The 25,508-nt window shown below is 60.8% G+C and carries 24 protein-coding genes; 4 read left to right on the forward strand and 20 right to left on the reverse strand.

What is annotated here, in order from left to right; translation table 11 throughout:
- Positions 1 to 28 precede the first annotated feature (28 nt).
- The 13 genes from AB4O40_RS14250 to AB4O40_RS14310 form a co-directional block, all read right to left on the reverse strand.
- Positions 29 to 172 (reverse strand): hypothetical protein, encoded by a 144-nt coding sequence (locus tag AB4O40_RS14250; RefSeq protein WP_460054059.1) that lies wholly within the window; start codon positions 170 to 172, stop codon positions 29 to 31.
- A 117-nt stretch (positions 173 to 289) separates the two neighbouring features.
- Entirely contained in the window at positions 290 to 508 is a 219-nt protein-coding gene (locus AB4O40_RS14255) for a ribbon-helix-helix domain-containing protein (protein ID WP_460054057.1), read from the reverse strand.
- Between the two features lie 202 nt (positions 509 to 710).
- The gene (locus AB4O40_RS14260) at positions 711 to 2,279 is read right to left on the reverse strand and encodes an AAA family ATPase (RefSeq protein WP_460054054.1); all 1,569 of its coding nucleotides are present in this window, start codon (positions 2,277 to 2,279) and stop codon (positions 711 to 713) included.
- A gap of 155 nt (positions 2,280 to 2,434) precedes the next feature.
- Positions 2,435 to 2,656, reverse strand: coding sequence for a hypothetical protein (locus AB4O40_RS14265; protein WP_460054052.1), 222 nt, complete (start codon positions 2,654 to 2,656; stop codon positions 2,435 to 2,437).
- Entirely contained in the window at positions 2,656 to 2,889 is a 234-nt protein-coding gene (locus tag AB4O40_RS14270; RefSeq protein ID WP_460054049.1) for a helix-turn-helix transcriptional regulator, read from the reverse strand. Before AB4O40_RS14270 ends, AB4O40_RS14265 begins: the two co-directional genes overlap by 1 nt.
- A gap of 71 nt (positions 2,890 to 2,960) precedes the next feature.
- Complete coding sequence (locus AB4O40_RS14275; protein ID WP_460054047.1) at positions 2,961 to 3,458, reverse strand: hypothetical protein; 498 nt, start codon at positions 3,456 to 3,458, stop codon at positions 2,961 to 2,963.
- A 65-nt stretch (positions 3,459 to 3,523) separates the two neighbouring features.
- The gene (locus tag AB4O40_RS14280; protein WP_460054045.1) at positions 3,524 to 4,768 is read right to left on the reverse strand and encodes a tyrosine-type recombinase/integrase; all 1,245 of its coding nucleotides are present in this window, start codon (positions 4,766 to 4,768) and stop codon (positions 3,524 to 3,526) included.
- A gap of 274 nt (positions 4,769 to 5,042) precedes the next feature.
- Positions 5,043 to 5,855: a YfaP family protein gene (locus tag AB4O40_RS14285; RefSeq protein ID WP_460054043.1), complete on the reverse strand. Its 813-nt coding sequence runs from the start codon at positions 5,853 to 5,855 to the stop codon at positions 5,043 to 5,045.
- A gap of 3 nt (positions 5,856 to 5,858) precedes the next feature.
- Positions 5,859 to 7,427 carry a DUF2300 domain-containing protein gene (locus AB4O40_RS14290; protein WP_460054040.1) on the reverse strand — a complete coding sequence of 523 codons (1,569 nt, stop codon included), beginning with the start codon at positions 7,425 to 7,427 and terminating at the stop codon, positions 5,859 to 5,861.
- A gap of 52 nt (positions 7,428 to 7,479) precedes the next feature.
- Positions 7,480 to 12,039 (reverse strand): alpha-2-macroglobulin family protein, encoded by a 4,560-nt coding sequence (locus AB4O40_RS14295; protein WP_460054038.1) that lies wholly within the window; start codon positions 12,037 to 12,039, stop codon positions 7,480 to 7,482.
- A complete protein-coding gene (locus AB4O40_RS14300; RefSeq protein WP_056728909.1) occupies positions 12,036 to 12,701 on the reverse strand; it encodes a DUF1175 domain-containing protein in 666 nt (221 codons plus the stop codon). The genes AB4O40_RS14295 and AB4O40_RS14300 overlap by 4 nt, the downstream gene beginning before the upstream one ends.
- The gene (locus tag AB4O40_RS14305) at positions 12,671 to 14,383 is read right to left on the reverse strand and encodes a DUF2138 domain-containing protein (protein ID WP_460054035.1); all 1,713 of its coding nucleotides are present in this window, start codon (positions 14,381 to 14,383) and stop codon (positions 12,671 to 12,673) included. The genes AB4O40_RS14300 and AB4O40_RS14305 overlap by 31 nt, the downstream gene beginning before the upstream one ends.
- 39 nt (positions 14,384 to 14,422) lie before the next feature.
- Positions 14,423 to 15,214: a YfaP family protein gene (locus AB4O40_RS14310; protein ID WP_460054033.1), complete on the reverse strand. Its 792-nt coding sequence runs from the start codon at positions 15,212 to 15,214 to the stop codon at positions 14,423 to 14,425.
- A gap of 463 nt (positions 15,215 to 15,677) precedes the next feature.
- Between AB4O40_RS14310 and AB4O40_RS14315 the strand changes: the two genes are divergently transcribed.
- The 4 genes from AB4O40_RS14315 (at position 15,678) to AB4O40_RS14330 (ending at position 20,829) form a co-directional block, all read left to right on the forward strand.
- Entirely contained in the window at positions 15,678 to 15,920 is a 243-nt protein-coding gene (locus AB4O40_RS14315; RefSeq protein WP_056728915.1) for an exodeoxyribonuclease VII small subunit, read from the forward strand.
- Complete coding sequence (locus AB4O40_RS14320; protein WP_056728917.1) at positions 15,917 to 16,804, forward strand: polyprenyl synthetase family protein; 888 nt, start codon at positions 15,917 to 15,919, stop codon at positions 16,802 to 16,804. The genes AB4O40_RS14315 and AB4O40_RS14320 overlap by 4 nt, the downstream gene beginning before the upstream one ends.
- A 91-nt stretch (positions 16,805 to 16,895) precedes the next feature.
- Positions 16,896 to 18,794, forward strand: coding sequence for a 1-deoxy-D-xylulose-5-phosphate synthase (gene dxs / locus AB4O40_RS14325; protein ID WP_056728919.1), 1,899 nt, complete (start codon positions 16,896 to 16,898; stop codon positions 18,792 to 18,794).
- A gap of 151 nt (positions 18,795 to 18,945) precedes the next feature.
- Positions 18,946 to 20,829 carry a TonB-dependent receptor domain-containing protein gene (locus AB4O40_RS14330; protein ID WP_409078830.1) on the forward strand — a complete coding sequence of 628 codons (1,884 nt, stop codon included), beginning with the start codon at positions 18,946 to 18,948 and terminating at the stop codon, positions 20,827 to 20,829.
- 149 nt (positions 20,830 to 20,978) lie between these two features.
- On the opposite strand, the gene AB4O40_RS14335 is transcribed toward AB4O40_RS14330, so the two are convergent.
- The 7 genes from AB4O40_RS14335 to ribH form a co-directional block, all read right to left on the reverse strand.
- Complete coding sequence (locus AB4O40_RS14335; protein WP_056728923.1) at positions 20,979 to 21,779, reverse strand: cobalamin-binding protein; 801 nt, start codon at positions 21,777 to 21,779, stop codon at positions 20,979 to 20,981.
- Positions 21,779 to 22,198 carry a hypothetical protein gene (locus AB4O40_RS14340; RefSeq protein WP_056728924.1) on the reverse strand — a complete coding sequence of 140 codons (420 nt, stop codon included), beginning with the start codon at positions 22,196 to 22,198 and terminating at the stop codon, positions 21,779 to 21,781. The genes AB4O40_RS14335 and AB4O40_RS14340 overlap by 1 nt, the downstream gene beginning before the upstream one ends.
- Positions 22,195 to 22,812: a GTP cyclohydrolase II gene (gene ribA, locus AB4O40_RS14345; RefSeq protein WP_056728926.1), complete on the reverse strand. Its 618-nt coding sequence runs from the start codon at positions 22,810 to 22,812 to the stop codon at positions 22,195 to 22,197. Before ribA ends, AB4O40_RS14340 begins: the two co-directional genes overlap by 4 nt.
- Positions 22,813 to 23,023: 211 nt before the next feature.
- Positions 23,024 to 23,527: a phosphatidylglycerophosphatase A family protein gene (locus AB4O40_RS14350; protein WP_007970166.1), complete on the reverse strand. Its 504-nt coding sequence runs from the start codon at positions 23,525 to 23,527 to the stop codon at positions 23,024 to 23,026.
- A complete protein-coding gene (gene thiL, locus AB4O40_RS14355) occupies positions 23,524 to 24,489 on the reverse strand; it encodes a thiamine-phosphate kinase (RefSeq protein ID WP_460054026.1) in 966 nt (321 codons plus the stop codon). The genes AB4O40_RS14350 and thiL overlap by 4 nt, the downstream gene beginning before the upstream one ends.
- Before the next feature lie 28 nt (positions 24,490 to 24,517).
- Positions 24,518 to 25,018, reverse strand: a complete 501-nt coding sequence (gene nusB, locus AB4O40_RS14360) for a transcription antitermination factor NusB (protein ID WP_056728930.1) — start codon at positions 25,016 to 25,018, stop codon at positions 24,518 to 24,520.
- Positions 25,015 to 25,491: a 6,7-dimethyl-8-ribityllumazine synthase gene (ribH, locus tag AB4O40_RS14365; RefSeq protein ID WP_003228649.1), complete on the reverse strand. Its 477-nt coding sequence runs from the start codon at positions 25,489 to 25,491 to the stop codon at positions 25,015 to 25,017. The genes nusB and ribH overlap by 4 nt, the downstream gene beginning before the upstream one ends.
- Between the last annotated feature and the right edge of the window lie 17 nt (positions 25,492 to 25,508).

A 25,508-nucleotide genomic window follows, 5' to 3' on the forward strand; every position in this document is an offset into this window, starting at 1 on the left:
ATAGTCTGCCGAAGTCACCTTGCGTAAGCTAGGCAGTAGCGAAGGATGAATATTTGGTTAAGTCCATCCTTACGTTTTCGTGCCGGTGGGCTTCAACCAGCTCGATGCCGGCCAACTGGCTGCGGGCTTTCAGGTCGACGGGCATCAGGCTAAAGAAGTTGCCGACACCCATGGACGGCTCCAGTAGCTTGGCCCATTTATTACCCCCCTCGCGCGCGCGCGCGTACTGCTCCGAAAATCATCAAAAATCCCACGCTTTAGTGTCTACGAAAATCATCCAACGATACGCTTAGGTGATTGCTTGAGCACGGTTCTGAAACTGAACCATGTCACGCTCCAGCTTCTCCTCAATAGCCAAGCGCACGAATTCCGAACGGTTGCCCTTCGCCGGATGCCTGCCGCCGAGGGGCTTACCGATAAGCTCGTCAATGATTTCCACGGTATCGCCCTCAACGGACACGATCAGACGGATTTTTGGCTGATTCTTGAACAGACGGTTTTTGCTCATCGCTTACTCCTCGGTCTTAACTTTTCACCCCCCCACGGCCGCACAATCCGGAAATCAGGCGGCATCTTGGGTGGGTTTTACTTTGCGCCGTTGCGCCGATGGTGTTCCGCGCTGCGCCGTTGATGATTGGCGCACTGGCGCAAGCATCCCCATGCGCTGCGCCGATGCGCTGAGGGGGTTATAGGGGGTGGTGCGGCGCACTTTAAACACTCGAAATTTGCACATTTTCGAGCGGAACTGCGGGCGTCTCTGACAGTTCGACCAGCTCAAAGAGCTCGCGAATTTTACGGTTCGGGGTCTTGTATTTGATGCGCCGCACACGCCCGAGGCGGAGCAACGCAGTAATGGCAAGTGAGGCGCGTTTACCTCCCGGTTTGCCCCGGAAGACCCGGTTGTACTCTGGCAGTGATTCCAGCGCCTTCATTGCCGAGTGCGCGCCGGGGATCAAATTGGCCGGCACTTTAATACCCGCGTCATTGGCTGCCATAAAGACGCGAATGATTTCGGCGTGATCGAAGTTCTCAGTCGTCAGACCCTCTGCTTGAGTACCAGCCTCAGGCACGGGAACGCCATCCACGAACAAAAAAGCCATAGGCTCAGCACGCGCGCTAAGGTTGGCTTTCTCATGTACGAGAAGGATGCGCCCATCCTGCTCCATCAGCGCCAAACGCGAGCGAGCGCTGTTGTGCCAGGCAGTCGAACCGCTGTAGTTGTTGCCGCGTGCGCCATCCTTGGCAGCGCTCTTATCGATATGCGCCAGCAGAACCACAGCAGCATTGTGTTTGCGGGCAATGTCAGCCAAGCCACGCACAAAAGCACGTACCATACGGCGGCTGTTTTCGTTCGCATCGAACGCATCAGAAGCGTTGTCGATCACGATCAACCCCGCACCATAAGCCCCCGCTTCAAGCTCCCGATATGCCTGTGTGAAAACGGGTTGCGCGCTGAAGCCATCGCCCTCTGTCATAAGAGCGGTGATGGTTTGCGTGCCGTCCAACAGGCGAAGGGAGGCAAGCACGCGCTCTGCGGGCAGCCCGTATGCCTCAATGATACTGCGCAAGCGCAGACGCACGATGCTGGCTTCATCCTCCAAGCTTACGAACAGCACAGGGGATTGCTCGACTTCCTGACCTGCGAAGGGAAAACCGCATGCAACATGCGCGCTGATAGCCAATGCGAGGCTCGACTTACCGATACCGCCATGCCCCCCGAACAGAGTCACATGACGGCGAGGCATCAACGGTTTCACGGCATAGCGCACAACGTCCGGGCTGGCGCTCATAACGTCGTCCAACTTCACCTCCACCAACGCAAGGCGTGGCGGTGTTGCGACGCTCCCCAGCTCTACGAGCTGATGATCCAACTGGTAGACTCGCTCGCGTGCCAGTGCCAGCCGTGCGGTGCTCTCTTCACTCAAGGCTCCGGCCTCAGCCTCTGCCTTTGCAATCTCGATAATCAAGCGCTCAGAATCGCGTTCGTGTTCCAGCTTGATGCGCCGGAACTCCCGGCGCTGATCTTGGCTCATGTTCTCAGGGAACAGGTCTCGCATCTCCAAGCCAACCGCGCCCAGTACGTCACGGGGATCGCAGCCGGCAAAGCAGTGAACCAGTGCGCGGCCATCCCCGGCCCGCGACAGGCTCAGGGATGGAGACTTGTCTTGATGTGCGGGGCATACAGCCATGAAGCTGTCGCCGTGTTGCTTGACACCTTTCATACGCGAAACCACCACGCTGAGTGGTTCACCGTGGTTGTGGATGGCGGTTTTGTTCATGCTGCCTCCATGATCAGCCGATACAGGAGTGCTACAAACGTCAGCAGCACAGGCAGGCGGAGGGCGTACTCAAGGACCGACAAGGCGCGGATGAGAGTGATAAACTGGCCACGCGACGGGCTGCTCTGCTGGTATGGGGGGCGGCTCTTTTTCATTTAGAGCACCTCACCAATGTAAACGCCACCAGCCTTCAGGCTACCGAAGCAGCCCGTAACGCTGGGTTCGGCATACAGCAGATACCAGCCGCTCAGACTGCCAGGCTTATCACCGGGGACGTGGAAGCGATGGATCTTGCCATCGGGAATTGGAAGGCAATCAAGTGGGCCATAAACGGCTTGCAGATCATCAAGAAACAACAGGGAGTGGCCGCTTTTCATTATTGGCACTCCAGCTGCTCGGAAATCCAGGCCTCGATCTCCAGCGAGTCCCAGCCAACAACATGCGCACCCGCGATGCGGCGGGCCTTCGGAAAGCGACCCTCCTTCATCAAATTATAGATTTTGGAACGCCCCAGACCCGTAGCAAATTTCACGGTAGGGAGTCGCCAGATCATGCGCTGTTGGTGCTGGTTGGCGGACTGTTGGGCGAGTTTTTGGTTGGTTGCTGCCATCGTCGTTTTCCTCTAAGGATTGACCCAGCTCGGGGTGGACGATGGCATTTCATATGGAGGTGACGAAGACTCTAACCGGCCATAACGCGCTTTATGAGGGGAGTGCCGGCTAGCGGCCCCAACATCTCCAAGAGGGCGCCGTCAGGGTAGTGCTCAATCTGGGATTTGTTTTCCGCATGTGCTGCCTTGACCGCCTTGTCTCCTTTACCATCAGGAAACAAAAGATTTGCAGCGTCGCCAATTGCGTCCTGCCAGAGAAAACCTTTTCGCATCAGCAGCACCACACAAGCAGCCGCCGCCATATCGCGCTCCGTCGTATCTTCACGGTCGTACCCACCTCTCCACAGCTTCAAACCAAATGCTTGGCACCCGGTTCTTTTATCTTCCACAGCTCTCGCGACGACCATGGTCATATATTCGTGAAGAAAGTCCTGGTCGTATGAATACCCGTTGCTCATGCGCTCATGGAGGTACTCAAGAATGTTTTGGGCCGCCTCTGGATCATGGCCATTTTTGATGGAAGCTAATGCTGCGTTCAGGTCATCGCGCGTAACGTTTGCCCACTTCATCTCTCACTTCTCTCCTAACAGATTTCGATCATTGGCAATGACAATCGTTTTCCAGGCTGCCCAACTTAAGCTCGTTTGAAATCTCCTTGAATGACAATTGACGTTGGCGGCGTGGTAATGAATTTCGCCCAATCGGCCATCAAAGCGTGGCGCTTTTCGATGAAGTCGGATCGGGAGTAGGCGGCCTCGGTCTGGTCGCGCTCATCATGGGCCAAGGCCAGTTCACAGACTTCACGGGGATATTGAGTGCACTCGCTTGCCCAGTCACGGAAGCTCGACCGAAAACCATGACGGGTCACGTCATCATGCCCGAGGCCGTGTAACAGGTTGCGGATGGCGTTGGCATGCATAACGCCAGTCTTGCCTTGACCAGGAAATAGATACGAGCTGTCCTCGCCGCGCGGCAGGGCTTCCAGCAGCTCGACAACCTCTGGAGCCAAGGGAATCTTGAAGGCCTGGCGCATTTTCATCCGCTCGGCAGGCAGCGACCAAATACCGGCCTTCAAGTCGAACTCCGACCATTTTGCAAAGCGGACCATGAGCGCGCGCGCACCAGTGAGGATGAGCAGTCGAGCCGCAACAGAGGCGCGAGATTCGTCCAACGCCAGCTTGACCATAAGCGTCGGCACATCCTTCCACTTCATCGCAGGGAAATGCTGGCGCTGGCGGGCTTTTTTCTTTTCTACCTTGCTCAGCAGGCTGTCCAGATGTCCGCGCCAGCGCGCCGGATTGTCGCCATCGCGCAGCTTGTGCGCCTTGGCGGCATCCAGGACCTGCTCGATTTGTCCACGCACCTCGTCGGCGGTGCGGGTCTTGGTTGCCCAGATGGGACGAAGTACTTTCAGGACCTGCTCGGTCTGAATCTCGGCAGCAGGAAGCTTGCCGATGATAGGGAAGACATACAGCTCCAGTTTTCGCAGCCAGCCTTTACGCCATTTTTCCGACCAGGCAGAACCATGAGCATTCCGGTATTCGGTCGCAAGCGACTCAAAGGTCACACGACGCGTTTGCGCTTGTCGCTCGGCTTCGCGCTTTGCTTCTCGCGCGTCATCGCGGGCCGCCAGAGGGTCAGAACCAGCAGCCAAAACCTTGCGTTGATCTGCAGCCAGTTCGCGGGCCTTCGCAAGAGTGACGGTTGGATAAGGGCCCAGGCCCATTTCACGACCTTTACCTTCAAGCTTGTAGCGGAAAATCCAACTGGACACCCCCGCTTTGCTTATCTGGAAATACAAACCATCGCCGTCGTTGGTTTTACCTGTGTCTCCAGACCGGACAAGTGATTCGATTGCCTTGATTGTCAGCTTGCCCATAAAGCCCTCCCGTTCCGACCCACACCTTGACCCACACCTGAATCGTGGCTTTTAGTAATTTGCTGTGGACATCTGAGGACTGATAGTAGGCGTAAAGCCCCGAAATATCTAGGGATTTTGAAATTCTGTAGCGGGCTGTGGATCTATAGAACGCCGGCCACAAGCCGGCTTTTTAATGCCTGAAAGAAAGTGAACCTCCCAGAACCTGCATTTGTCGCAGCACTGCTGCGACAAATAAAAAACAAATAGTGTCAGCACTGCTGTCACTTTCCCCTCAGGGATAACTAAACGACTTCACCAACGTCAACTCCCCCACCGCACGCATCGGCACCAGGAAGGTCTCCATCTTCTCGCTCGGCGTGCCTTCCTCGGTAATCACCGTCACCTGCGCCGTGGTCAGCGCTTGCACCGCGTCTTCCTGCCCCTCTTCATCACTGCTGTAACCACCGCCAAAGTAGTTCACATAGACCAGATATTGCCCCTTGATCGGTGCGGGCATGGCGAAGATTTCCGGGCCGTAGCCGGTGGTGACGTCGACGTCGAGCGCGGCGCCGTTGGGGACGGCGCGGTCGCCGTACCAGATGTGCGCGCCGTCGGGGGTGATCAGGTGCAGGTCGAGGTCGGTGTTGTCGCTGTCCCACGCCAGCAAGACGCGCAGTTTGGCCGGGGTCGCACCGCCGCTGCTGTTGAGAAATTGCGTGCGCTGACGTTGCTGGCCATCGGGGCTGCGCACCTCGACGCTGTTGCTGCCGTTGGGGAATGAGAACGGGCGATCGAAGCGGCCGGCCGGGTCGATTTTCAGCGGCATGCTCACTCCGTTGACGATCAACCGGCCGGGCTCTGTGGATTTGGGCGTGGCTTTGATCTGCCCGCTGATGCGCGCGGTGTTGGCCTGCCCTGCCGGGGTATTCACCGACGAGGCCGGGTAGTTCACGGTCTGCCGGAAGTGTTCCCCTTCGCCCTCAGGCGCGCCGGTGCGCCAGCCACCTGCAGGGGTGTCGAGTTTGACGCTGTCAGCCGCCATCACCGATGGCAACGCCACCAGCGAGCAGAGCAACAGCAAGACCTGTGGATAACGGAGTTTCATGGACTATTCCAGCAAGAGGTGGCGGGCGAGCCCTTCGATGTAGGTTTCATCCTGGCCATTGGGGTGTGCTTCGAAGGCCAGGTGCAGGTATTCGTGGGTCAGGTCGAGGCGGTCTTGCAGTGTCTGCACGCCACGCACGTAGATGCGCCGACGTTCGCGGTCGACATAGGGACGACCGAAGGCCAGGCGGCAGACGGCGAAGGTGCTGACTTCGCTGTAGCCGGTTTCGCTTTCAAGTTTCTGGCGCCAGCCGCGCCGTTGCTTTTGCAGCCATTCTTGTGCGGTGGGCAACGCTTCGCAGGACGCGATCGGGTTGTCCCAGCGACTGAGACTGGCGCGTGGGTAGGCGTGCAGCAGGATGGCATCGTAGCGCTGGCCGGCACGGGCCTGTTCGACGGCTTGCTGCCAGGACAGCTTGTCCGGGCCGGGTTGATCGGAATGGTAGGTGACGGTGCTGCCAGCCAGCACCAGGTCGCTGGTCCAGGCGGCGATGTCGCGCGACTCGGGCGACGCCGGACGCGGTGCGACCCGCTGACGGCTGCTGCTGTCGTCGATGCTCAGGCAATCACCGCTGCGCGTGGCGTTTTGCAGCAGGTAGGTGCGGATGGCCACGGCCAGGGCTTTGGCGGCCTCGACCGGTTCGGCGCTGGCTTCGCGCTGGAGAACACGGGCCACGTACTCTTCGCGATCCAGGCGTGCCACCAGCTTGTCGTTCAGCAGAAACAGTTCGCCGTCGCTGTGGATATCCAGCGTATTGCCGTTGGCGAATTCAACGCGGTAGTCACCCCGCAACGCCCCGGAATTCACCGCGGTGCCCCCTGACAGCACGCCCCGAAGTGGATAGCGGGAGAACAGGTCGACCTCTACGCACTGCCCTGCATCCGCAGGCCATGCAACTGGAATCACCGTAGAGAGTGCCTGCGCGTAATCTCGAAGAACCCGTTGACTGGTGCCGCGCCCACCGGCCCAGACCGCTGTGCCGTCCGCTGTCCAACCGGCAAACCCGCCCTGACGCGATGTTGCATCCTGATCCGCCAACCAGCTCCAGGTCTTTACCCGCAGGCGGCTTCCGAGTTCGCCGACGGCTTGGCCATCGGCGGCATTGAGCACCACATCGAGCAACACACGTCGGGCTTGATCCTGCGCTGGCAGCACGGCCAACACCTTCAAAAGCTCCGCCACCGAAACCCGGGTAGCCGGTTGCAACGAAGGCAAATCCAGCAACCATTGCGGCGCCTGCCGCGTCTGCCAATAGGCTCGCCAGTCTGCATCGCCGATGCCCAATCGCGCGGGTTCGAAATACAGACCGCATGACTTCACCAACGCCTGATCACGCTCGACCCTGCCGCCCGCCGTGCAGCAATACACCTCTTCTTTCGACTGGCCGCGGCATTCATAAGCAGGCTCGCGCGCGCCGGTGTCCACCAGCCAGGCGTAGACGAACAACTTCCACACACTGCCCAGCGGCGCCTGCAACGTCTGCGGCAACGGCTCGCGGGTGGTCACCTGCGTTCGGCTCAGGGACAACAAATCGCCCTTGAAGGCCAGGCGCAAAGGTTCGTCCTGCGCCATTGCCAGCACAGGAATCAAACACAGCAACCAAGCGATCAGCCGCCTGTGCACGTCAGTGAACCGTGACCTGGCCAAGGGCAGCCTTTTGTTCCATCGCCTGATGCTGCGGCGCATACACCTGAGTGAAACGCACCGGCGGCAAGTTGAACTGCCCCTTCTGCGAGAAACGCACCAAATGCCGCAGGCGCAATTCGCCACTCAAGGCATCGACCGGAACGGCATAAGCCATTTGCCCCGGCTCGAAACGCGCCTTCTCCAGCGATGTCGGTTCGGTGCCGGCCTTGCCCATGAGTTTGATGCCCCAGGTGGTGCGCTCGACATCGGCACCCGGTGGCAGCGGCACTTCCAGCAGGCCATAGCGCAACGGTCTGGCGGCTTTGCTGGTGATGATCACTTCATCGAGATAGAGGCTGTCACTGGACAGCGGCGCGCTGCCGACCGCTTCGAGTTTGAAGGTGAAAGCCTCATCCCCCGGCACCAGTCGCGACAGGCGACGGGTAATGGTCACGGCCATCGGATCGACCGCCGGCTGCTGACTGCGGTAGCTCAATGCAGCGCGCAGTGGACGCTCTTGCGCGCCGGTCAGCGTCAATACCGCCGGCACTGGCGCAGGCCCCTGCCACGTCCAGTACATCTCACCAGAAACCCCGTACTGCTTCTTCCAGCCTTCACCCGGCGCCAATGCAATGGTGGGCGATGCCTGCTCGATGCTGCGTTGCAGCCAGGTGAGCGACAATGCACGTTCCAGGGTCGATTGCTGTGGCAGCAAACGTTGCAGCAAGGCCTGGGCGCGAGCCTGATCGAAGGGTTGCAGCGACAGGTTCAGCGCTTCGGCAAACGGCTGGGAACTGACCGCCAGACGTTGCTGCGCGTCGGCCAGTTGCCGATTGAACCTGTCCGGCAAAGCGACCTTCGCCTGCCTGGCCAGCGATGCCGTCAGCACTCGTGCACCCGCCAGCCCCAAGGCGGAATCCGGATCGCTCATGACGAGGCTGTCTTCGCCGTCTTCCATCAGGTTCGCGGCAGTGCCCTCGCCCGCTTTCGCCAGGTCGTCCATCAAGCCACTGAGCAAGGTATTGACCGGCAACTGCATCTGTTTGGCGAACGACAGGATCAGCGCCCGCTGCAACAGCGGCGTGTTCTTCGCCTGCTTGGCGTAGACCTCCAGCACCCGCTGCCAATGCTCCGGCGGCAGGCTCAGTTCCAGCACCTGGCTGGCGTGCCAGTCGGCGTAATAGGCGTAGGCGGTGAGGAAGGCATCGGGCTCGCCGTCCATGCCCCACCAGGTGAAGCTCGCCGAAGGGCCGGCCATTTGCACCAGGCGCAAACGACTGTTTTGCATGATCAGGCGCAGACGATCACGGATCTGCGGATTCGCCGCCAGCGTCGGGTAAGCGATGCTCAACGGAAGCAGGCGGCTGGCGGTCTGCTCGACGCCACCGTAGGGGTAGCTCAACAGATCGTCGAGGGCAGAACGGAACAACGCTTGCGCACTGTCGTCCAGACGCAGGCGGATATCACTGGCGTCTGTCGGCAACGTCAGCGGCGTATCGCCCTCAGCCACATCGAGGCTCTGGGTTTGAGTCACCTGCCAGCCTTCACCGGTCGCGCTCAGGCGCACCGCCAGGGCGTCAGCGGTTTTGCCATCCTGCACCAGCTCGGCGCTCCACTCGCCATTGGCCAGTTCAAATTCTGGCAACGGGATGTAGTTGATGCCGCTGTTCAGGGTCACAGGCACGCGTTGTTCGTTGCCGGCGTAACGGGTCACCAGTTCGGCCTTGACCGGTTTCTCGGCCTGACTGAAGGCGAACACACCAAGGTCCGGTTTGTCGCCAGCGCGGAATCGGGTCGGGCCGCTCCACTTCAGGTACAGCGGTTTTTCCGAGCGCACGAATTGCTTCTTCTGCCCGACCTGCCCGCCATCGGCGATGGCCCTGGCGGTGATGCGCCAGCGGGTCAGGGAGTCGGGCATCTTAAAGGTGAAGCGGGTTTTGCCGTTGGCATCGGTCAGCAATTCAGGTTGCCACGCCGCCGTGTCGACATCCTCGCGACGCGGTCGCTCCAGAACCTTCACGCCACGCTCACTGCGATTGGCTTTGCCCGGTGCACCGGGGCTGCCCGGCAAAGCGACGTCATAACTGATGAACGACAAACTGGCACTGGTGCGCACGTTGTTGCGCCGTGGGTGATAGAAGAACTGGTCGATGCTCGGCGCCACTTCCGGTTGCAGGGCGTAGACCATTTCATCGACCACGCTGACCGTCAGGTGCGCGGGAATCGCTTTGCCGGCGAACTGGGTGGTCAGGTCCACCGACACGGTTTCACCCGGCTGATAGGTTTCTTTGTCCGTGGCGATGGCCACGTCGATCTGTGGCGTGACCACCTTGATGCCGGCGTTCTGGAAACTGTACTGGCCGCCCTTGGTGTACAGCACCGAAAAGGTCAGGTTCGGCGCGAAACCGTCCTTTACCGGGATGCGCGCGCGGTATTGGGTATCGCTGAGTTTTTCCATCTTCAGCCAGTCGCCGCCCTTGGAAAGCAACGCAGTGGCTTCGACCTTGTCGCGCTCCAGAGACAGCAGCGCATCGCTCACTGGCTCGGGGAAAGTGATCAGCGCCAGCGCTTCATCGCCTGCGATGTACTCGGGCTTGTCGAGGACGATTTCCACGGTGCCGGGTACGGCTTTGACACCTTCGCCGGTAACCGAATGGCCGGTGGCACCGACTACCCGGCCATGATCATCCTTGAGCGTCAGGTTGTAGGTGCCCGGCCGGTCAAAGACCAGGATGAACCCCTTGTCGGTTTCCGCGAGTTTGCCTCCACCGGTGCTCTGGTCTTCCAAACGCACCCAGCCATAGCTGCCCGGAGTAACGGCATCGACCTGCTCGCCTTCGCGGGCGTAGCTGAACGCAACCTTGTCACCCACCGCGCTGAAGCGTTGAGGCGCGCCCACGCGGAAATTCGCCGCGCCACGGTCGATGAGGATTTCCTTGGTGGTCTTGACCCGATACGCCGCTCCGTCGCTGGCAAACACCGTGAGCATGTAGCGACTTGGCTTCTCGGCGGCCGGCAAGTCGAGGGACGCATTGCCCTTGGCGTCGGTGGTCAATTCGGTGCTGGTCAGCTCCACCGGAAATTGCCCGAGGTATTGCAGTTCGTTGTCGACCATCGACAGCTGTTGGGCGCGCAGGCTCAGGCTCAATTTCGCATTGGCCACCGGTTTTCCATCCGGGTACAGCAGCACCAGGTTGCCCTTGACCGCTTCGCCGGTACGGTAATCCTGCTTGGCCAGGTTGAGTGAAATCTCGAAGTGCGGCTTGATGTACTCAGCGACGCGAAAGGCGCTGCTGTAGGCCTGATCCTTGTAGTTGAAACGCAGCTCATATCCACCGGCCACGGCGTTGTCCGGCAACTGGAATCGGCCCTGGCTGCCAGCCTTGGAATCGAGCTTTAGATCGAGGGATTGCAGTGCCGTACCGGTCGCATCCAGCACGGTTACATTGACGTCGGCCGCGCTTGGCTGCACCGAATCCCGCGCGTTCTTGAATTCACGCCCAACGATTTTCAGCGACACCCAATCCCCCGGCCGATACAGCGGCCGGTCGGTGAAGGCATAGAGTTTGGTGTCGTAGATTTCGCTGTCGTAGTAGAAGTTCTCGGAGACGAACACCCCGCCCTCTTCGTCCTCGCCGATCACGAACGAACGCTCGGGGCTGACGTGCTTCAAGCGCAGCAAGCCATCGATATCCGTAGCGCCGCTGCTCATTACGCCGAGGCCATCGGTCCACAGCACATTGACCCTTGGCACCGAGCTGCCTTCGTGTTTGCGCGCGGCCCACACCAGCAATTCGTCGCCGGCGATCTTGCTCACCGCCACGGTGTTGGAGACGAACACCATGGTGGTCGCACGGTACTTGCCGATCAGCGCTTCCACCAGATAAAGACCTGGTTTGAGATTGCCCAACGGGATGTACACGTTGCCCGGCGCGACGCTGACGAACTCGCTGGAAGAACCGGCCAGGTTCACCCCCGCAGGTGGCTGGATCGGCTTGGCCTGCCACAACGGATAACGGAACTGGCTGACCACCGGCAAACCCGGTATCAGCGCGAATTGCGGCTGCGCATCGTAGGGCGTTGGCGCGGCCATCGCATTGCCCATCTTCAGTTCCGGCACTTCCTCGGTGACTTGTTTACGCGACTCGTAGGAAAACGCCCGCTGCATCACCCGACGGGATTTGCGATACCAGTTATCCCACAGGTAAGCGAGGGTGTTGGACAGGCCTTCACCCTTGAACTGGCCATCGCTGACCACTCGATGCAGGTTCTTCTGACGCTTGAGGAAATCCAGCGGTCTGTCGATGCGATACACCCGAATGTCGGCGCCGCCGTAGGGCTCCATGCGAAACCGGCGATAGTCGCGGCCCGGCGCTTCGAGACGCACCATCGCCGGTTCATCGCTGGCAAAACTGCTGTCGGCCAGCAGGAAAAAACTCTCGCCGGCCACCGGCGCATAGCCGCTGGCCGGGACCGAATCGTCGGCGTAACCCGCCGAGAACGGCAGCACCAATACCAACATCAGAGACAGAAAACGCAGCATGCGGGCACCGGTCATTGGGAAAGAAAATTCAGTCGATAGACGCCGATGAAGTTGGGGTTGGCTGCGTCGGGTATCCATCGGGTGTCCTTCCATGTCATGAGTTGCTGCAGGCTTGCCGAACGCATGCCGTTGTCGGTGGGTGTGCTGGTGCCAGTGTGATAGGCGATGTAGCGGCCCATCCAGATCATCAGGTGCTGGTCGTCGCCCTGATCGAAAAACATCAGGTCGCCAGGGCGTGCCTGAGACACATCGCGGCTGACCAGATGGCTGTTGAACTGGATCAACTTGATCGCATTGACGTATGGCCCGACCTTGCCGCCGCCCTGCTGCCATTGCTGGGCAAGGCTGCGCTGGGCGTCGCTCAGTTGCAGTTCCGGCGGCAGGTAACGATTGGACAGGCCATTGCTGCGCAGCCATTTGTCGTCATGGACTTTCAGCGCTTCATTGGCAGCGAAGCGCACCAGTCCGGCGCAGTCTTGCTGATACCAACGGGGGCTCGGGCCCTGGCTCAGTTGCTCCTGGGCGATACGCACGAACCAGGCGCGAAACACCTGGGATTGCTGCGGGTCGAGCGATGGTGCCTCGACAGCGTGGGCACCCGCGCTCAACAACAACGCCAGCAGGCCGAGACTTCGGATCAATGCCGTCACAGGGCTTTCCACTCCAGCGGCAGCCATTGCCAATGGCCGTCGGGCTCACTGCCTTCGGGCAAGGTCAGGGCGTACTTGCCGTAGCCGCCGAGCTTGCGCAGCTTCGGGATAAGGTAGGTTTGCGCGGCGTTGTAGAACACCGGTTCCATGTCCTGGGGCAGGCTGTCGAGGGTTTCCTGCTGCATCAGTTGCGCCATGGAATCCGGGCCGAAATAGACCGGCATCAGCAGGTCCTTGGGCACCACGTCGGCCATCGGCGGGAAGCGTTTGTCGAGGGTGCCTAGAGCCTTGTCGACGAGTTTGTCATCGAGGGAAAACAGCAAGGTTGAACCGTGGCGGGCCAGGCTCACACGCATGAACGCCTTGCCGCTGATCGCCTCCGGATTTTCGGCGTCCTTGGCTTTGTACGGGCCGAAACTGGAACTGACTTGCCGCTGCCACTGATGGCTCTGCCCCTCCTGTTTCTCCACCACCGGGAATGCGTGCCCGGCGACATTGCTTTCATAGGCGCCGACCATCGAGCCGAACAGCTTGCCCAGATTGCCATCGAGCGTGCCGCTATCCTCGTCGCTCAGACTGGCCACCAGCAACGGCGTGTACAGACGCGAATCAGCGTACCAGCAGAGCCCCGCCGCGCCGGCCATGTGTTCGGTCAACGCTTGTGCCACGCTATCTTCGGCACCGAGTTTCACCAGCAGCGGCTTCTGTTGTTCGGCAGCCAGCGGCAACGCCACGCAAGCGCTGGCGCCCATGGGCATGGCTTGCCAGATCGGTTTGAAATCGAAGTCCGGCTGATTCTCCAGTTCATCCATGGCCAGGAAGCTGTGCCAGCCCTTGTCGTCCATGTCGAAACGCAGGCCAGCGAAGTTCGGAATAAAGCGCTGGTAACCCATGGCCAACACACTGGCATTCACCGACAGGCGTTGTTTCACCTCCGGCGCGCGCGGCGGCAGGCCGAAAGCGTCGGGGAACAATTTGTCGCCATTGAGCAGCGCAGCAATGGCCGTGGTCGACACGCTGCCCGATTCTTCCGTTGCGCCGCTTTGCGGATCGTAGAGTTTCGCCGGATTGGACAACACCACCAGTTTGTCGCCATGGGATGCGAACAGCAGCGCCTTGCTCGCGTTGTAACCGAGTTGATAGAGCGCCACGTCGTCGGTACCGACCTTCAGGTCCGCAACCTTGCTCAGTTGCGAGTCGTCCAGTGCCACTTTGGCCAGCGGCTCCAGCACCTTGGCCAGCCCGCCGCGATCCATCACCAGCAGGAAATCCTTGAGCCGCCCATCCGCCCCGCGCCACAACGCTACGTCCGCCGGTTGATCGAACAGTTGCTCGATCAAGGTGTCCTGCAGTTTCAAGTCATGTTCGTAGATGATCCGCCGCAAGCTGCCGATCAACCCCAGGCGATCGGCGTGGGTTTCGTAATAGAAGACGAAATCTTCGGTCAGGGTTTCCTTGAGGAACGGCACTGCCAACAAGTCCTTGGGTAACTGGCTCAAGGAGTGGGTTTCCAGCAAGCCATCCGGGCGGCTCATGCCCAGTTTGTCACTGGCCAACACAGGCACCGGGGCCTTGGGTTTGTGCATGAACCACCCCAGCCCACCGGCCACGCCAATGACCAGGCATATCCCGATCAGCAGCGTCGGCCAATGCAGAGAAGGTTTGGCCGCTGGTGCGCCTGCGGCCGGAGTAACAGTGCTATCACTCATGTTCACAAAACCCGATGTTCATCCGTGGAGCGGGGATGCCTAGTAGTTGAAAGTCTTGACCAGCAGCAGGTCGCCGATTGCGCGCAGGGGCACGATGAACGTCTCGCGTTTTTCATCGACGGTGTTTTCGTTGAGCACCAGGTTGATCTGCGAGGTAATCACCTCGTTCTGGTTGCCGGACTCATCGAAGTTATAGCCGCCGCTGCCGAAGTTGCCCCAATAGTTCACGTAAACCAGATAGGTGCCACGCAGCGGCGCGGTCATGGTGAACATTTCCGGACCCGGGCCATCGACGCCGTCGGGGTCGAGGCCGCCGCCATTGGTCAAGGCCGAATGTGCCCAGAAGGCATGCTGGCCATCGGGCGTGACAATATGCAGGTCGAGTTCGGCTTTCGGATCATCCCAACCCAGCACCACGCGAATCCGCGCCGGGGTGCGCAGGTTGTTGGCTTCATAGAATTGAACACGCTTGAGGGACTGGCCTTCGGCGCTGCGCACTTCGACGCTGTTGGAACCGGCGCCAAATGCATAGGGCCGGGCGAAACGCCCTTGCTCGTCGGTATAGAGATTCAGCGGATTGCCGTTGACCGCCAAGGTATGCGGCCCGCGCTGGGTGCCCAGGGCCTTCAGTTGGCCTTCGATCATCGTGCGATTGCGCTGCACACCCCGATCAATCGGCGGCGTGGGATAGGCGACTTGCGGGTTTTCGCTGCGCTCCAGCAGACCGTTGTAACGCCAACCACCCACCGGTTCCGCCAACTCGGCATTCGGCGCGGCCAGAATCACGGGGGCGAAAACCAGCCCGATCAGCAGCAATAGAAATGAGCGCATGCGACGCCTCCTGCCATGCATGACGAAACCTTGCGCCTGATCCTGGGCACGTTACAGATGCCGATACTGCGTTTCGTCTGAAAGACCCGTGACTACCAGGTCGTATAGGGCTCGAAGGTTATCCATTCGGGTGTTTTTTAACAATCGAATGGCTGCGAAATTGCGGCGGGAATCACGGTAATGGGTGGACGGTGAGCCGAATAATCCTCAGTACACTTGAGGTCCACTTACTTTGTGGCGAGGGAGCTTGCTCCCGCTGGCTTGCGAGGCAGGCCCAATCAATTGACCTCAGTATTCCTGAAAAACTTGGCAGATGAATTTAGGGCCGCTTTGCGCCCCAACGGGAGCAAGCTCCCTCGCCACAGGGCTCCGCTTTTCGCGTGTCAAACACCCCGCTCATTTGCCCATGAACCCCCTATCTGCTAGTGTCGCGCCGGTTTAACGTCAACCGGAAATCGCCGCCATGGCCCGCAAAAAAGCTGCACTGGATTTCGAACAGTCCCTCGCCGACCTGCAAACGCTGGTGGAGCGTCTGGAGAATGGCGAATTGTCGCTGGAGGACTCGCTGGCCGCTTTCGAGCAAGGCATCGGTCTGACCCGCGATTGCCAGGCGGCGCTGGCCCAGGCCGAGCAAAAGGTTCAGGTGCTGCTCGAGCGTGATGGCGAGCTGGCCGAGGAACCCTTCGAAGCGGATCAGCCAGAATGATTGCAGCGTACTCGGCAACCAGCCAGGCCCGCGTCAATGCGGCTCTGGAAACCCTGTTCACTGCCCCGAGCCCCGAGCTGGCGCGGCTGTACGAGGCCATGCGCTACAGCGTGATGAATGGCGGCAAACGCGTGCGTCCACTGTTGAGCTACGCCGCCTGCGAAGCGTTGGGCGGCAAACCCGAGCAAGCCAACGGCGCAGCCTGTGCCGTGGAGCTGATCCATGCTTATTCGCTGGTGCATGACGATTTGCCGGCGATGGACGATGACGATCTGCGTCGCGGCCAGCCCACCACCCACAAGAAATTCGATGAAGCCTGCGCGATCCTCGCCGGCGACGGCTTGCAGAGCCTGGCCTTCAGCGCCCTGCTCGACCCGCGCCTGAGCGCGTTGGATGCCGAAATCCACCTGCAAATGGTCAGCGCCCTGGCACTTGCCGCAGGCCCGGCGGGCATGGTCGGCGGTCAGGCCATCGACCTCGGCTCGGTCGGACTGAAGCTTGACCAGAAAGCCCTGGAGTACATGCACCGGCACAAGACCGGCGCGCTGATCGAGGTCAGCGTCAAGCTCGGTGCCCTGGCCAGCGGCCGTGCCGAAAAAGACGAACTCAAGTCCCTGCAGACTTATGCACAGGCCATCGGCCTGGCATTCCAGGTCCAGGACGACATTCTCGACGTCGAAAGCGATACCGAAACCCTCGGCAAACGCCAGGGTGCCGACATTGCCCGGGATAAGCCGACCTACCCGGCCCTGCTCGGCCTCGACGCCGCCAAGGCCTATGCGCTGGAGCTGCGCGATCAGGCCCTGCACGCGCTGCGACCGTTTGACGCGGCGGCCGAACCCTTGCGTGATCTGGCCCGGTATATCGTCGATCGCCGCAGCTGAAGGCGATTGCGCCAAAAAAGCCCAACGCGTGGGCAGGGGGCGATGCATCAGGTAAACTGCCGCATCTTTTATACCTATAACGATTCGCCTGATGCCCACGACGTTTCATGAGATTCCCCGCAAGCGCCCGACCACGCCCCTGCTCGACCGCGCGAACACGCCGGACGGCCTGCGCCGGTTAGGCGAAGCCGAGCTGGAAACCCTGGCCGATGAGTTGCGCCTGGAATTGCTCTACACGGTCGGCCAGACCGGTGGGCATTTCGGTGCCGGCCTGGGCGTGATCGAGCTGACCATCGCGCTGCATTACGTCTTCGACACCCCGGACGACCGGCTGGTGTGGGACGTGGGTCATCAGGCTTATCCACACAAGATCCTCACCGGTCGTCGCGAGCGCATGGGCACCCTGCGCCAGAAGGACGGCGTCGCTGCGTTCCCGCGCCGCTCCGAGAGCGAGTACGACACCTTTGGCGTCGGTCACTCCAGCACCTCGATCAGTGCCGCGCTGGGCATGGCGATTGCCGCCCGCCTGCAAAACAGCGAGCGCAAGGCGATCGCGGTGATCGGCGACGGCGCGTTGACCGCGGGCATGGCGTTCGAGGCGCTGAACCATGCACCGGAAGTGGACGCCAACATGCTGGTGATCCTCAACGACAACGACATGTCGATCTCGCGTAACGTCGGTGGCTTGTCGAACTACCTGGCGAAGATCCTTTCCAGCCGCACCTACGCGAGCATGCGCGAAGGCAGCAAGAAAGTGCTGTCGCGCCTGCCCGGTGCCTGGGAAATCGCTCGCCGGACCGAAGAATATGCCAAAGGCATGCTGGTTCCCGGCACGCTGTTCGAAGAACTGGGCTGGAACTACATTGGCCCGATTGATGGCCACGACCTGCCGACCCTGATCGCCACCCTGCGCAACATGCGCGATCTGAAAGGCCCGCAGTTCCTGCACGTCGTCACCAAGAAAGGCAAAGGCTTCGCCCCGGCGGAAGTCGACCCGATCGGTTACCACGCCATCACCAAGCTCGAACCCCTGGACGCCCCGGCCGCCGCGCCGAAAAAAGCCAGCGGGCCGAAGTACTCCGGTGTGTTCGGCGAATGGCTGTGCGACATGGCGGCTGCCGACCCGCGTCTGGTCGGGATTACCCCGGCGATGAAGGAAGGCTCGGACCTGGTTGCTTTCAGCGAACGCTTCCCGCTGCGCTACTTCGACGTCGCCATTGCCGAGCAACACGCCGTCACCCTCGCGGCCGGCATGGCCTGCGAAGGCGCCAAACCCGTGGTGGCCATCTATTCGACCTTCCTGCAGCGCGGCTACGACCAGTTGGTGCATGACGTCGCGGTGCAGAATCTCGACGTACTGTTCGCCATCGACCGCGCAGGCCTGGTGGGCGAAGACGGTCCGACCCACGCCGGCAGCTTCGATTTGTCGTTCCTGCGCTGCATCCCCGGTATGCTGGTGATGACCCCGAGCGATGAAAACGAGCTGCGCAAGATGCTCACTACCGGCCACCTGTACGAAGGTCCGGCGGCGGTGCGTTATCCACGGGGTAACGGCCCGAACGCGACCATCGAGAAAGACCTCGAGCCGATCGAGATCGGCAAGGGTGTGATTCGCCGACAGGGCAGCAAAGTCGCCCTGCTGGTGTTCGGCGTGCAACTGGCCGAAGCCCTGAAAGTCGCCGAGACGCTGGACGCGACCGTGGTCGACATGCGTTTCGTCAAACCGCTGGATGAAGCGCTGGTTCGCGAAATCGCCGGCAGCCACGACTTGCTGGTGACCGTCGAAGAAAACGCGATCATGGGCGGCGCCGGTGGCGCGGTCAGCGAATTCCTCGCCCGCGAAAACATCCTCAAGTCGATGCTGCACCTGGGCTTGCCGGATATTTACGTCGAGCACGCCAAGCCGGCGCAAATGCTGGCCGAGTGTGGCTTGGACGAGGCGGGAATCGAAGCGTCCATTCGCGAACGCCTGCAACTGCTCAACCTCTAAACGCAAAACCCTGTGTAGGAGCTGCCGAAGGCTGCGATCTTTTGATCCTGGCCCTCGACAACTCCATATCTGAAAAAATCAAAATCAAAAGATCGCAGCCTTCGGCAGCTCCTACGGAGAGTTGCGTCGCATCTGAAATCTCGGATACTCCATGAAACTCTCTCCCTTCGCCCTGACGCTGACCCTGCTGCCGGCCGGTCAATTGCTGGCCGACGCCTTCGAACGCGACCAGGCCCTGAAGCTGCCCGACGTGTTGATCAGCGCCAACCGCCAGGTCGAAGCGCGCAACGACAGCAGCGCCGCCAACACCGTATTCACCCGCGAAGACATCGATCGCCTGCAACCCTATAGCGTCACTGACCTGTTGCGTCGGGTGCCGGGCGTGCAAGTCTCGCAGTCCGGCGGGCGCGGCAGCATTCCGGGTGTCTACATCCGTGGCACCCAGTCGGCCCAGAGCCTGGTGTTGGTGGATGGCCAGCGCATCGGCAGTTCGACCTCCGGCGACAGCAACCTGCAACACATCAATATCGAGCAGGTCGAGCGCGTGGAAGTGCTGCGCGGCTCCCGCTCGGTGATTTATGGCAGCGATGCGATTGGCGGGGTGATCCAGATCTTCACCCGCCGTGGTGGCGAGCAAGGCCTGCAACCTCGATTGCACATGGGATTTGGCAGCAACCAGACCTGGGAGCGCAGTCTCGGTTTGTCCGGCGGTGATGAGCAAACCCGCTTCAACCTCGGCGCCAGCCTCGACGAAACCGCCGGCATCAATCGCACCCATGAGTCGTATCCCAGTGATGGCGACCATGACGAATATCGCAACAAGTCGCTCAGCCTGAGCCTGAGTCACGCCCTGACGCAAGACATCGAAGTCGGCGCCAACCTGCTGGATAACCGTGGCAAGAGCGAGTTCGACAACCCGTTCGGTCGCTTCGACATGAATACGTTCGAATCGGTCCAGCAACAGCCCTACAGCGACTTCGACGTGAGCAGCGTCAGCAGCTATGTCGATGCACGGATCAACGATCTCTGGAAAACCCGCGTTGATGTCGGCCACAGTGAAAACCGCGAGAAGACCCTCGACAAGCTCAGCGATGAGCGCACCGTGTTCAACACCTATCGCGACTCGGTGACCTGGCAAAACGACCTGACGCTCAATGAGCGCAACAGCCTGATGCTCGGCGGCGACTGGTACGAAGACCGGATCAATAGCACCACGGCATTCGACGAAGACAGCCGCTGGAACCGCGCCGCATTTATCCAGCATCGCTATCAGGCTGACAGTTTTTCCACGGAGTTGGGCCTGCGCCACGACGATAACCAGCAGTTCGGCAGCCAGAACACCTGGAGCGGCACCTTCACCCTGCCGCTGAACCCGGACAACGAAGTGCTGCTGACCTACAGCGAAGGCTTCCGCGCGCCGACCTTCAACGACCTGTATTACCCTGACTTCAGCAACCCCGACCTGAAGCCTGAAACCTCGAAAAGCTATGAGCTGCAATGGCGTAGCCAATTGACCGAGGACAGTCGCCTGGAGACGTCGCTGTATCGCACCGACCTTGAAGACGCGATCATTTTCGGCAGCAACTCGCGCCCCGAGAACGTTGCCTCGGCACGGATCAACGGCTTCGAAGCAGCGCTGAAACAGGAACTGTTCGGCTGGCAGAGCAACCTTGGCGTGGCGATTATCGACCCACGAGATCGTGACACGGGTCACACCCTGGCCCGTCGCGCGCGCCGCACCTTGAGTTGGGATCTGGACCGTCAGTTCGATCGCCTGGGCCTTGGCGCCAGTTGGCAAGCGGTCAGCAGCAGCTATGACGACCTGAACAATCAACAGCCATTGGGCGGTTATGCCTTGTTGGGACTACGCAGCAGTTGGGAGCTCAATCGTGAAGTCCGGCTGGAGCTGAAGGTCGATAACCTGCTGGACAAGGGTTACAGCCGGGCGCTGTACAGCTTCCAAGGGAGCCAGTACGGGTATCGCGAGGAAGGTCGGGCGTGGATGTTCGGGGTAACCTGGACGCCGGAGATCTGAGGCTGACGCAAATCATTGTGGCGAGGGAGCTTGCTCCCGCTCGACTGCGCAGCAGTCGCAATCAAAGCTGACAGGGCAATCAGACAAATTGCAGTGTTGGTTTTTAGGGCTGCTTCGCAGCCCAGCGGGAGCAAGCTCCCTCGCCACAGTTACAAATTCGGCGCGATCAACTGGCACAGTTTTGCAGTTGCCTCAATCATCTGCCCGCTCGGCCGCTCCAGGCCCTTGTCCGTCACCAGTCGCAATTGCCCTTGTGCCACGGCCGCCACCTGCGGCCAGGCTTTCCACGCATCGAGCTGCGCCTGATCGCTGGCCAGGATTACCTCGGGATTGCGCTGCAACACGGCTTCCACGCTGACTTGCGGTGCCGGCAGCTTCAGGTCATCAAATACGTTTTGCGCACCGCAGACCTCCAGCGCATCGCTGATGATCTGCTCGCCGCCAACCGTATACAGCGGCCGATCCCAGACCTGATAGAACACTCGCAACGGCTTGTCCCGGCGATAGCGCTGACGCAATTCATACAGCCGCTGGCGTAAATCGCCGGCCAATGAAGTTCCGCGCTCAGGCCGACCGAGCTGAGCGGCAATGGCCTCGATCTGTGCGGCGAGCTGGTTCAGGCTGTGGGGTTCGGCGACGTAGGTGGGCATATTCAGTCGCTTGAGCTGATCACGCTGGGCCGGGCCGACGCTACCGGGCCATAGCAGCAACAGATCGGGTTTCAGGCTGAGCAGGCGCTCCATGTCCAACTGGCCATAGCGACCAACGGAGGGCAGGTTCTTGAGTTCGGCAGGTCGTTCACCGGCGTCCAGCACCCCTACCAGGAGGTCGGCGGAACCCAGTTCAACGACGATTTCAGAGAGCGACGGAGCGAGGCTGACAACCCGTTCGACCGCGAATGCCGAGCCGCTGGCGGCCAGCAGCAACACCGCCAGCCAGAGCGCGCGCATCAACCGAGTTGACGCGGAATACGGTAAAGGTAGAACAGCACGGCGGTCGACAGGGCCAGCAGCATCAGCGGCACGGCTTCGAGACCGACGAACACCGCCAGGGCACCGATCCAGGCCGGCAGCCCGGCGGCCAGGAATGCCGTGCGCCGCTTGGCCGCCAGACTGATCCAGGCGCCAGGTTCTTCAGGGGTATCGAGGGCTTTCTGGGTGGCGATAAGCGCGTGTTTGTAGGCACCGAAAAACTTCAGGCTGACAAACATCGAGGCGACTCCGGCGATGAACAACGGCATCGCCAGCACCGGCAGAATCGCTTCGCTCTGACCGAATACCGCGTTGATCACAAACAGCGGCAACAAGGCCAGCGCCAGGTATTGCCACCAGTTGAAGGACAATCGCCGCCGCACCTGACCGCGGGTCACGCCCGATCTACCTCGCCCTGATGCTCATTGCCCATCATGTGGTCGAGCTTGCTGGCCTTGGTCGCCAGGTAGAGTCGGTTATGCGGATTGTGGCCGGTGTGCAGCGGCACGCGCTCGGCGACCACGATACCCATGTCGGTCAAGGCCTTGACCTTGCGCGGGTTGTTGGTCATCAGGCGCAAGGACTTCACGCCCAGGTGCTCCAGCATCGGCAGGCACATGGCGTAGTCACGCTGGTCGGCGGCAAAGCCCAGGCGTTCGTTGGCTTCGACGGTATCGGCGCCACCGTCCTGCAACTCATAGGCTCGGATCTTGTTGAGCAGGCCAATGCCCCGGCCTTCCTGGCGCAGGTAGAGCAAGACGCCACGACCTTCGCGGGCGATGGCCTGCAAGGCGGCCTCCAGTTGCGACCCGCAGTCGCAGCGCTGGCTGAACAAGGCATCGCCCGTCAGGCATTCGGAGTGCAACCGGCCGAGTACCGGGGCACCGTCGGCAATCTCACCCAGGCTCAGCACAACGTGCTCGCGGCCGGTGGCTTCATCGAGAAAGCCATGCATGGTGAATTGCGCAAAAGGCGTTGGCAGCTTGGAAGCGGCGACAAAAACGACAGGCACCGGTGTGCTCCTGATCTAAAAGTCTGAAGATTCGCAGAGCCGGCATTGTAACAGCAGGTTCCGGAGGACGCTTAGGCTGAATTATCGGCGATAACTATCAAAATGTTTGATATACACCGCACCGCCGCTCCCACAATGGATACATCATCTACCTTAAGAACCGTGTCAGTTCGAATCAACAGCTCTCATGATCAACGCCTGGAATCCCCGGTCAGGCGAAAAACCACACCAGTCCCTGCATCGCCAACCAGGCGAACACCCCGGCCAGGACATCATCGAGCATGATGCCGACGCCGCCATGTACGTGCCGGTCAATCCAGCGAATCGGCCATGGCTTGAGGATGTCGAAGAAGCGGAACATCAGGAAACCCGCCAGCAACCACTGCCAGCCTTCCGGCACCAGCCACAGGGTGATCCACATCCCGACCATTTCGTCCCAGACGATGCCTTCATGGTCGTGTACCCGCAAATCGTCGGCCACTTTGCCGCACAGCCAGAAGCCGAACAGCATGGTGATGCCCAGCATCAGCCAGTAACCCCAGTCGGGCAGCATCTGCCACAACGGGATAAAGGGCAGCGCAACCAACGACCCCCAAGTGCCGGGCGCCTTTGGCAAGGTGCCCGAGCCAAAGCCGAACGCCAGGAAATGCCATGGATTGCGCCAGACCGACGGCGGTACGAACTCCGCCGGGACCTGTTTGGGATGATCTGTCACGGTGACTCCCGAAAATGTTGATAACCCCGGGATTGCGGGGTGATGTCTTTGCCATCGGCGTCCAGCAGCCTCACGCCCTGCCCTGTCACAACCTGGCCAATTACATGGATCGGCCAGCCACCGGCCAGTAATAGCGGCAATTCGACGGGCGGCAAGGTGAAGGCCAGGACGTAATCGTCGCCGCCGCTCAGGGCTGCAACCTGTGCGTCCGACTGACCGAGAAAGTCGACCAGACTCTGCGACAGCGGCAATCGATCCCGCTCGACTTCGATTCCGACCTTCGACGCCAGCGCGATATGCCCGCAATCCGCGAGCAGGCCGTCGGAGATATCCATTGCCGAAGTGGCCTTGCCCCGTAGCGCCTGACCCAAACCGAGCTGCGGTTGCGGCGACCAGTAATGCGCCAGCAATGGCTCGGCAATGCGTGCTTCGGCTGTGCGCTGGCCGAGCACCAAGGGCAAGGCACCGGCGGCATTGCCCAGGTTGCCGCCGACACACAGCAGGTCGCCCGGTTGCGCTCCACTGCGGGTCAGCGCCAGGCCGGCCGGCACGCGTCCGAACACGGTCATGGTCAGGCTCAGCGGCCCGCGGGTCGTGTCGCCCCCCACCAGCGCCACGCCGCAGCTTTGCGCCATCTGGTTCAAACCACGGGCATAGGCTTGCAGCCAATCGGCGGTCACCGTCGGCAAAGTCAGGGCAAGGGTAAAGGCAATCGGGGTGGCGCCCATGGCGGCCAGGTCGCTGACGGCCACGGCCAGCGAGCGCTGACCGAGCAGAAACGGATCGCAGGGATCGGCGAAATGCACACCGGCCACCAACGTATCGGTAGAGATCGCCATCTGCTCCCCGGAGGGAACAGCCAGCAAGGCGCAGTCATCGCCGATCCCGAGGGCAACGCCTTCGCCGCCCTGCGCACAAGGCGCGGCGGCGAAGAAATTGCGGATCAGCTCAAACTCGCCCATGGCTTCGTGTCGACATTCCAAGCGCCGATCAGCGCTTGAACGCCTTCACTTCAGCTTCACGCAGACGCGGGGCCAGCTTGTCGAGCACACCGTTGACGAACTTGTGGCCGTCGGTGGAACCGAAGACCTTGGCCAGTTCGATACCCTCGTTGATCACAACGCGGTACGGCACGTCGACGCGCTTGAGCAGCTCCCAGGTGGACAGACGCAGAACCGCCAGTTCAACCGGGTCCAGCTCATCGATGGTCAAGTCCAGGCAAGGCGTGAGCGCGGTGTCGATTTCGGTCTTGAATTGCGGAACCCCGTGCAGGATTTCGCGGAAGTACGCGCCGTCGACATCACTGAAATCGTTATCGACCCGGAACTGCGCTTCGATCTCGTTCAGCGACTGCTTGGCCATGTGCCATTGGTACAGCGCCTGAGTCGCGAGCTGACGGGCTTCGCGACGCTTGACGCTTTTCGATGGCTTGCCGGCATCCGCAGGCTTTGGATCGCGCGGGTTGAAACGATCGCTTTCGTCGCTAATCACTTGGCCTCCAACTGCGCCAGCAGGCTGACCATTTCCAGAGCGGACAGGGCAGCTTCAGCACCTTTGTTGCCGGCCTTGGTGCCGGAACGTTCGATGGCTTGCTCGATGGAATCAACGGTCAGGACGCCGAAAGCGACCGGTACGCCGAACTCCATGGACACCTGGGCCAGGCCCTTGGTGCACTCGCCAGCCACGTATTCGAAGTGCGGGGTGCCGCCACGAATGACCGCGCCCAGGGCGATGATTGCCGCGAATTCGCCTTTCTGGGCGACTTTCTGCGCAACCAGCGGGATTTCGAAGGCGCCAGGTGCGCGGATGATGGTGATGTCGCTTTCGCTCACGCCGTGGCGAACCAGGGCATCAACTGCACCGCTGACCAGGCTTTCAACGACGAAGCTGTTGAAACGGCCCACTACCAGAGCGTAGCGGCCTTTAGGGGCGATGAAGGTACCTTCGATGGTCTTCAGGGTCATTCGATAGATCTCTTAAA

This window comes from Pseudomonas sp. S2_F07 (assembly GCF_054668325.1).

Bases quoted from the DNA above. Each gene is read 5' to 3' on its own strand.
- dxs (WP_056728919.1), top strand. From the start codon at position 16,896: ATGCCCACGACGTTTCATGAGATTCCCCGCAAGCGCCCGACCACGCCC.
- AB4O40_RS14275 (WP_460054047.1), bottom strand. From the start codon at position 3,458: ATGAAGTGGGCAAACGTTACGCGCGATGACCTGAACGCAGCATTAGCT.
- AB4O40_RS14305 (WP_460054035.1), bottom strand. From the start codon at position 14,383: ATGAGTGATAGCACTGTTACTCCGGCCGCAGGCGCACCAGCGGCCAAA.
- AB4O40_RS14265 (WP_460054052.1), bottom strand. From the start codon at position 2,656: ATGAAAAGCGGCCACTCCCTGTTGTTTCTTGATGATCTGCAAGCCGTT.
- AB4O40_RS14310 (WP_460054033.1), bottom strand. From the start codon at position 15,214: ATGCGCTCATTTCTATTGCTGCTGATCGGGCTGGTTTTCGCCCCCGTG.
- AB4O40_RS14250 (WP_460054059.1), bottom strand. From the start codon at position 172: ATGGGTGTCGGCAACTTCTTTAGCCTGATGCCCGTCGACCTGAAAGCC.
- AB4O40_RS14320 (WP_056728917.1), top strand. From the start codon at position 15,917: ATGATTGCAGCGTACTCGGCAACCAGCCAGGCCCGCGTCAATGCGGCT.
- thiL (WP_460054026.1), bottom strand. From the start codon at position 24,489: ATGGGCGAGTTTGAGCTGATCCGCAATTTCTTCGCCGCCGCGCCTTGT.
- AB4O40_RS14285 (WP_460054043.1), bottom strand. From the start codon at position 5,855: ATGAAACTCCGTTATCCACAGGTCTTGCTGTTGCTCTGCTCGCTGGTG.
- AB4O40_RS14270 (WP_460054049.1), bottom strand. From the start codon at position 2,889: ATGGCAGCAACCAACCAAAAACTCGCCCAACAGTCCGCCAACCAGCAC.
- AB4O40_RS14260 (WP_460054054.1), bottom strand. From the start codon at position 2,279: ATGAACAAAACCGCCATCCACAACCACGGTGAACCACTCAGCGTGGTG.
- AB4O40_RS14255 (WP_460054057.1), bottom strand. From the start codon at position 508: ATGAGCAAAAACCGTCTGTTCAAGAATCAGCCAAAAATCCGTCTGATC.
- AB4O40_RS14315 (WP_056728915.1), top strand. From the start codon at position 15,678: ATGGCCCGCAAAAAAGCTGCACTGGATTTCGAACAGTCCCTCGCCGAC.
- AB4O40_RS14290 (WP_460054040.1), bottom strand. From the start codon at position 7,427: ATGGCGCAGGACGAACCTTTGCGCCTGGCCTTCAAGGGCGATTTGTTG.
- AB4O40_RS14295 (WP_460054038.1), bottom strand. From the start codon at position 12,039: ATGACCGGTGCCCGCATGCTGCGTTTTCTGTCTCTGATGTTGGTATTG.
- AB4O40_RS14300 (WP_056728909.1), bottom strand. From the start codon at position 12,701: ATGGCTGCCGCTGGAGTGGAAAGCCCTGTGACGGCATTGATCCGAAGT.
- ribH (WP_003228649.1), bottom strand. From the start codon at position 25,491: ATGACCCTGAAGACCATCGAAGGTACCTTCATCGCCCCTAAAGGCCGC.
- AB4O40_RS14280 (WP_460054045.1), bottom strand. From the start codon at position 4,768: ATGGGCAAGCTGACAATCAAGGCAATCGAATCACTTGTCCGGTCTGGA.
- AB4O40_RS14330 (WP_409078830.1), top strand. From the start codon at position 18,946: ATGAAACTCTCTCCCTTCGCCCTGACGCTGACCCTGCTGCCGGCCGGT.
- AB4O40_RS14335 (WP_056728923.1), bottom strand. From the start codon at position 21,779: ATGCGCGCGCTCTGGCTGGCGGTGTTGCTGCTGGCCGCCAGCGGCTCG.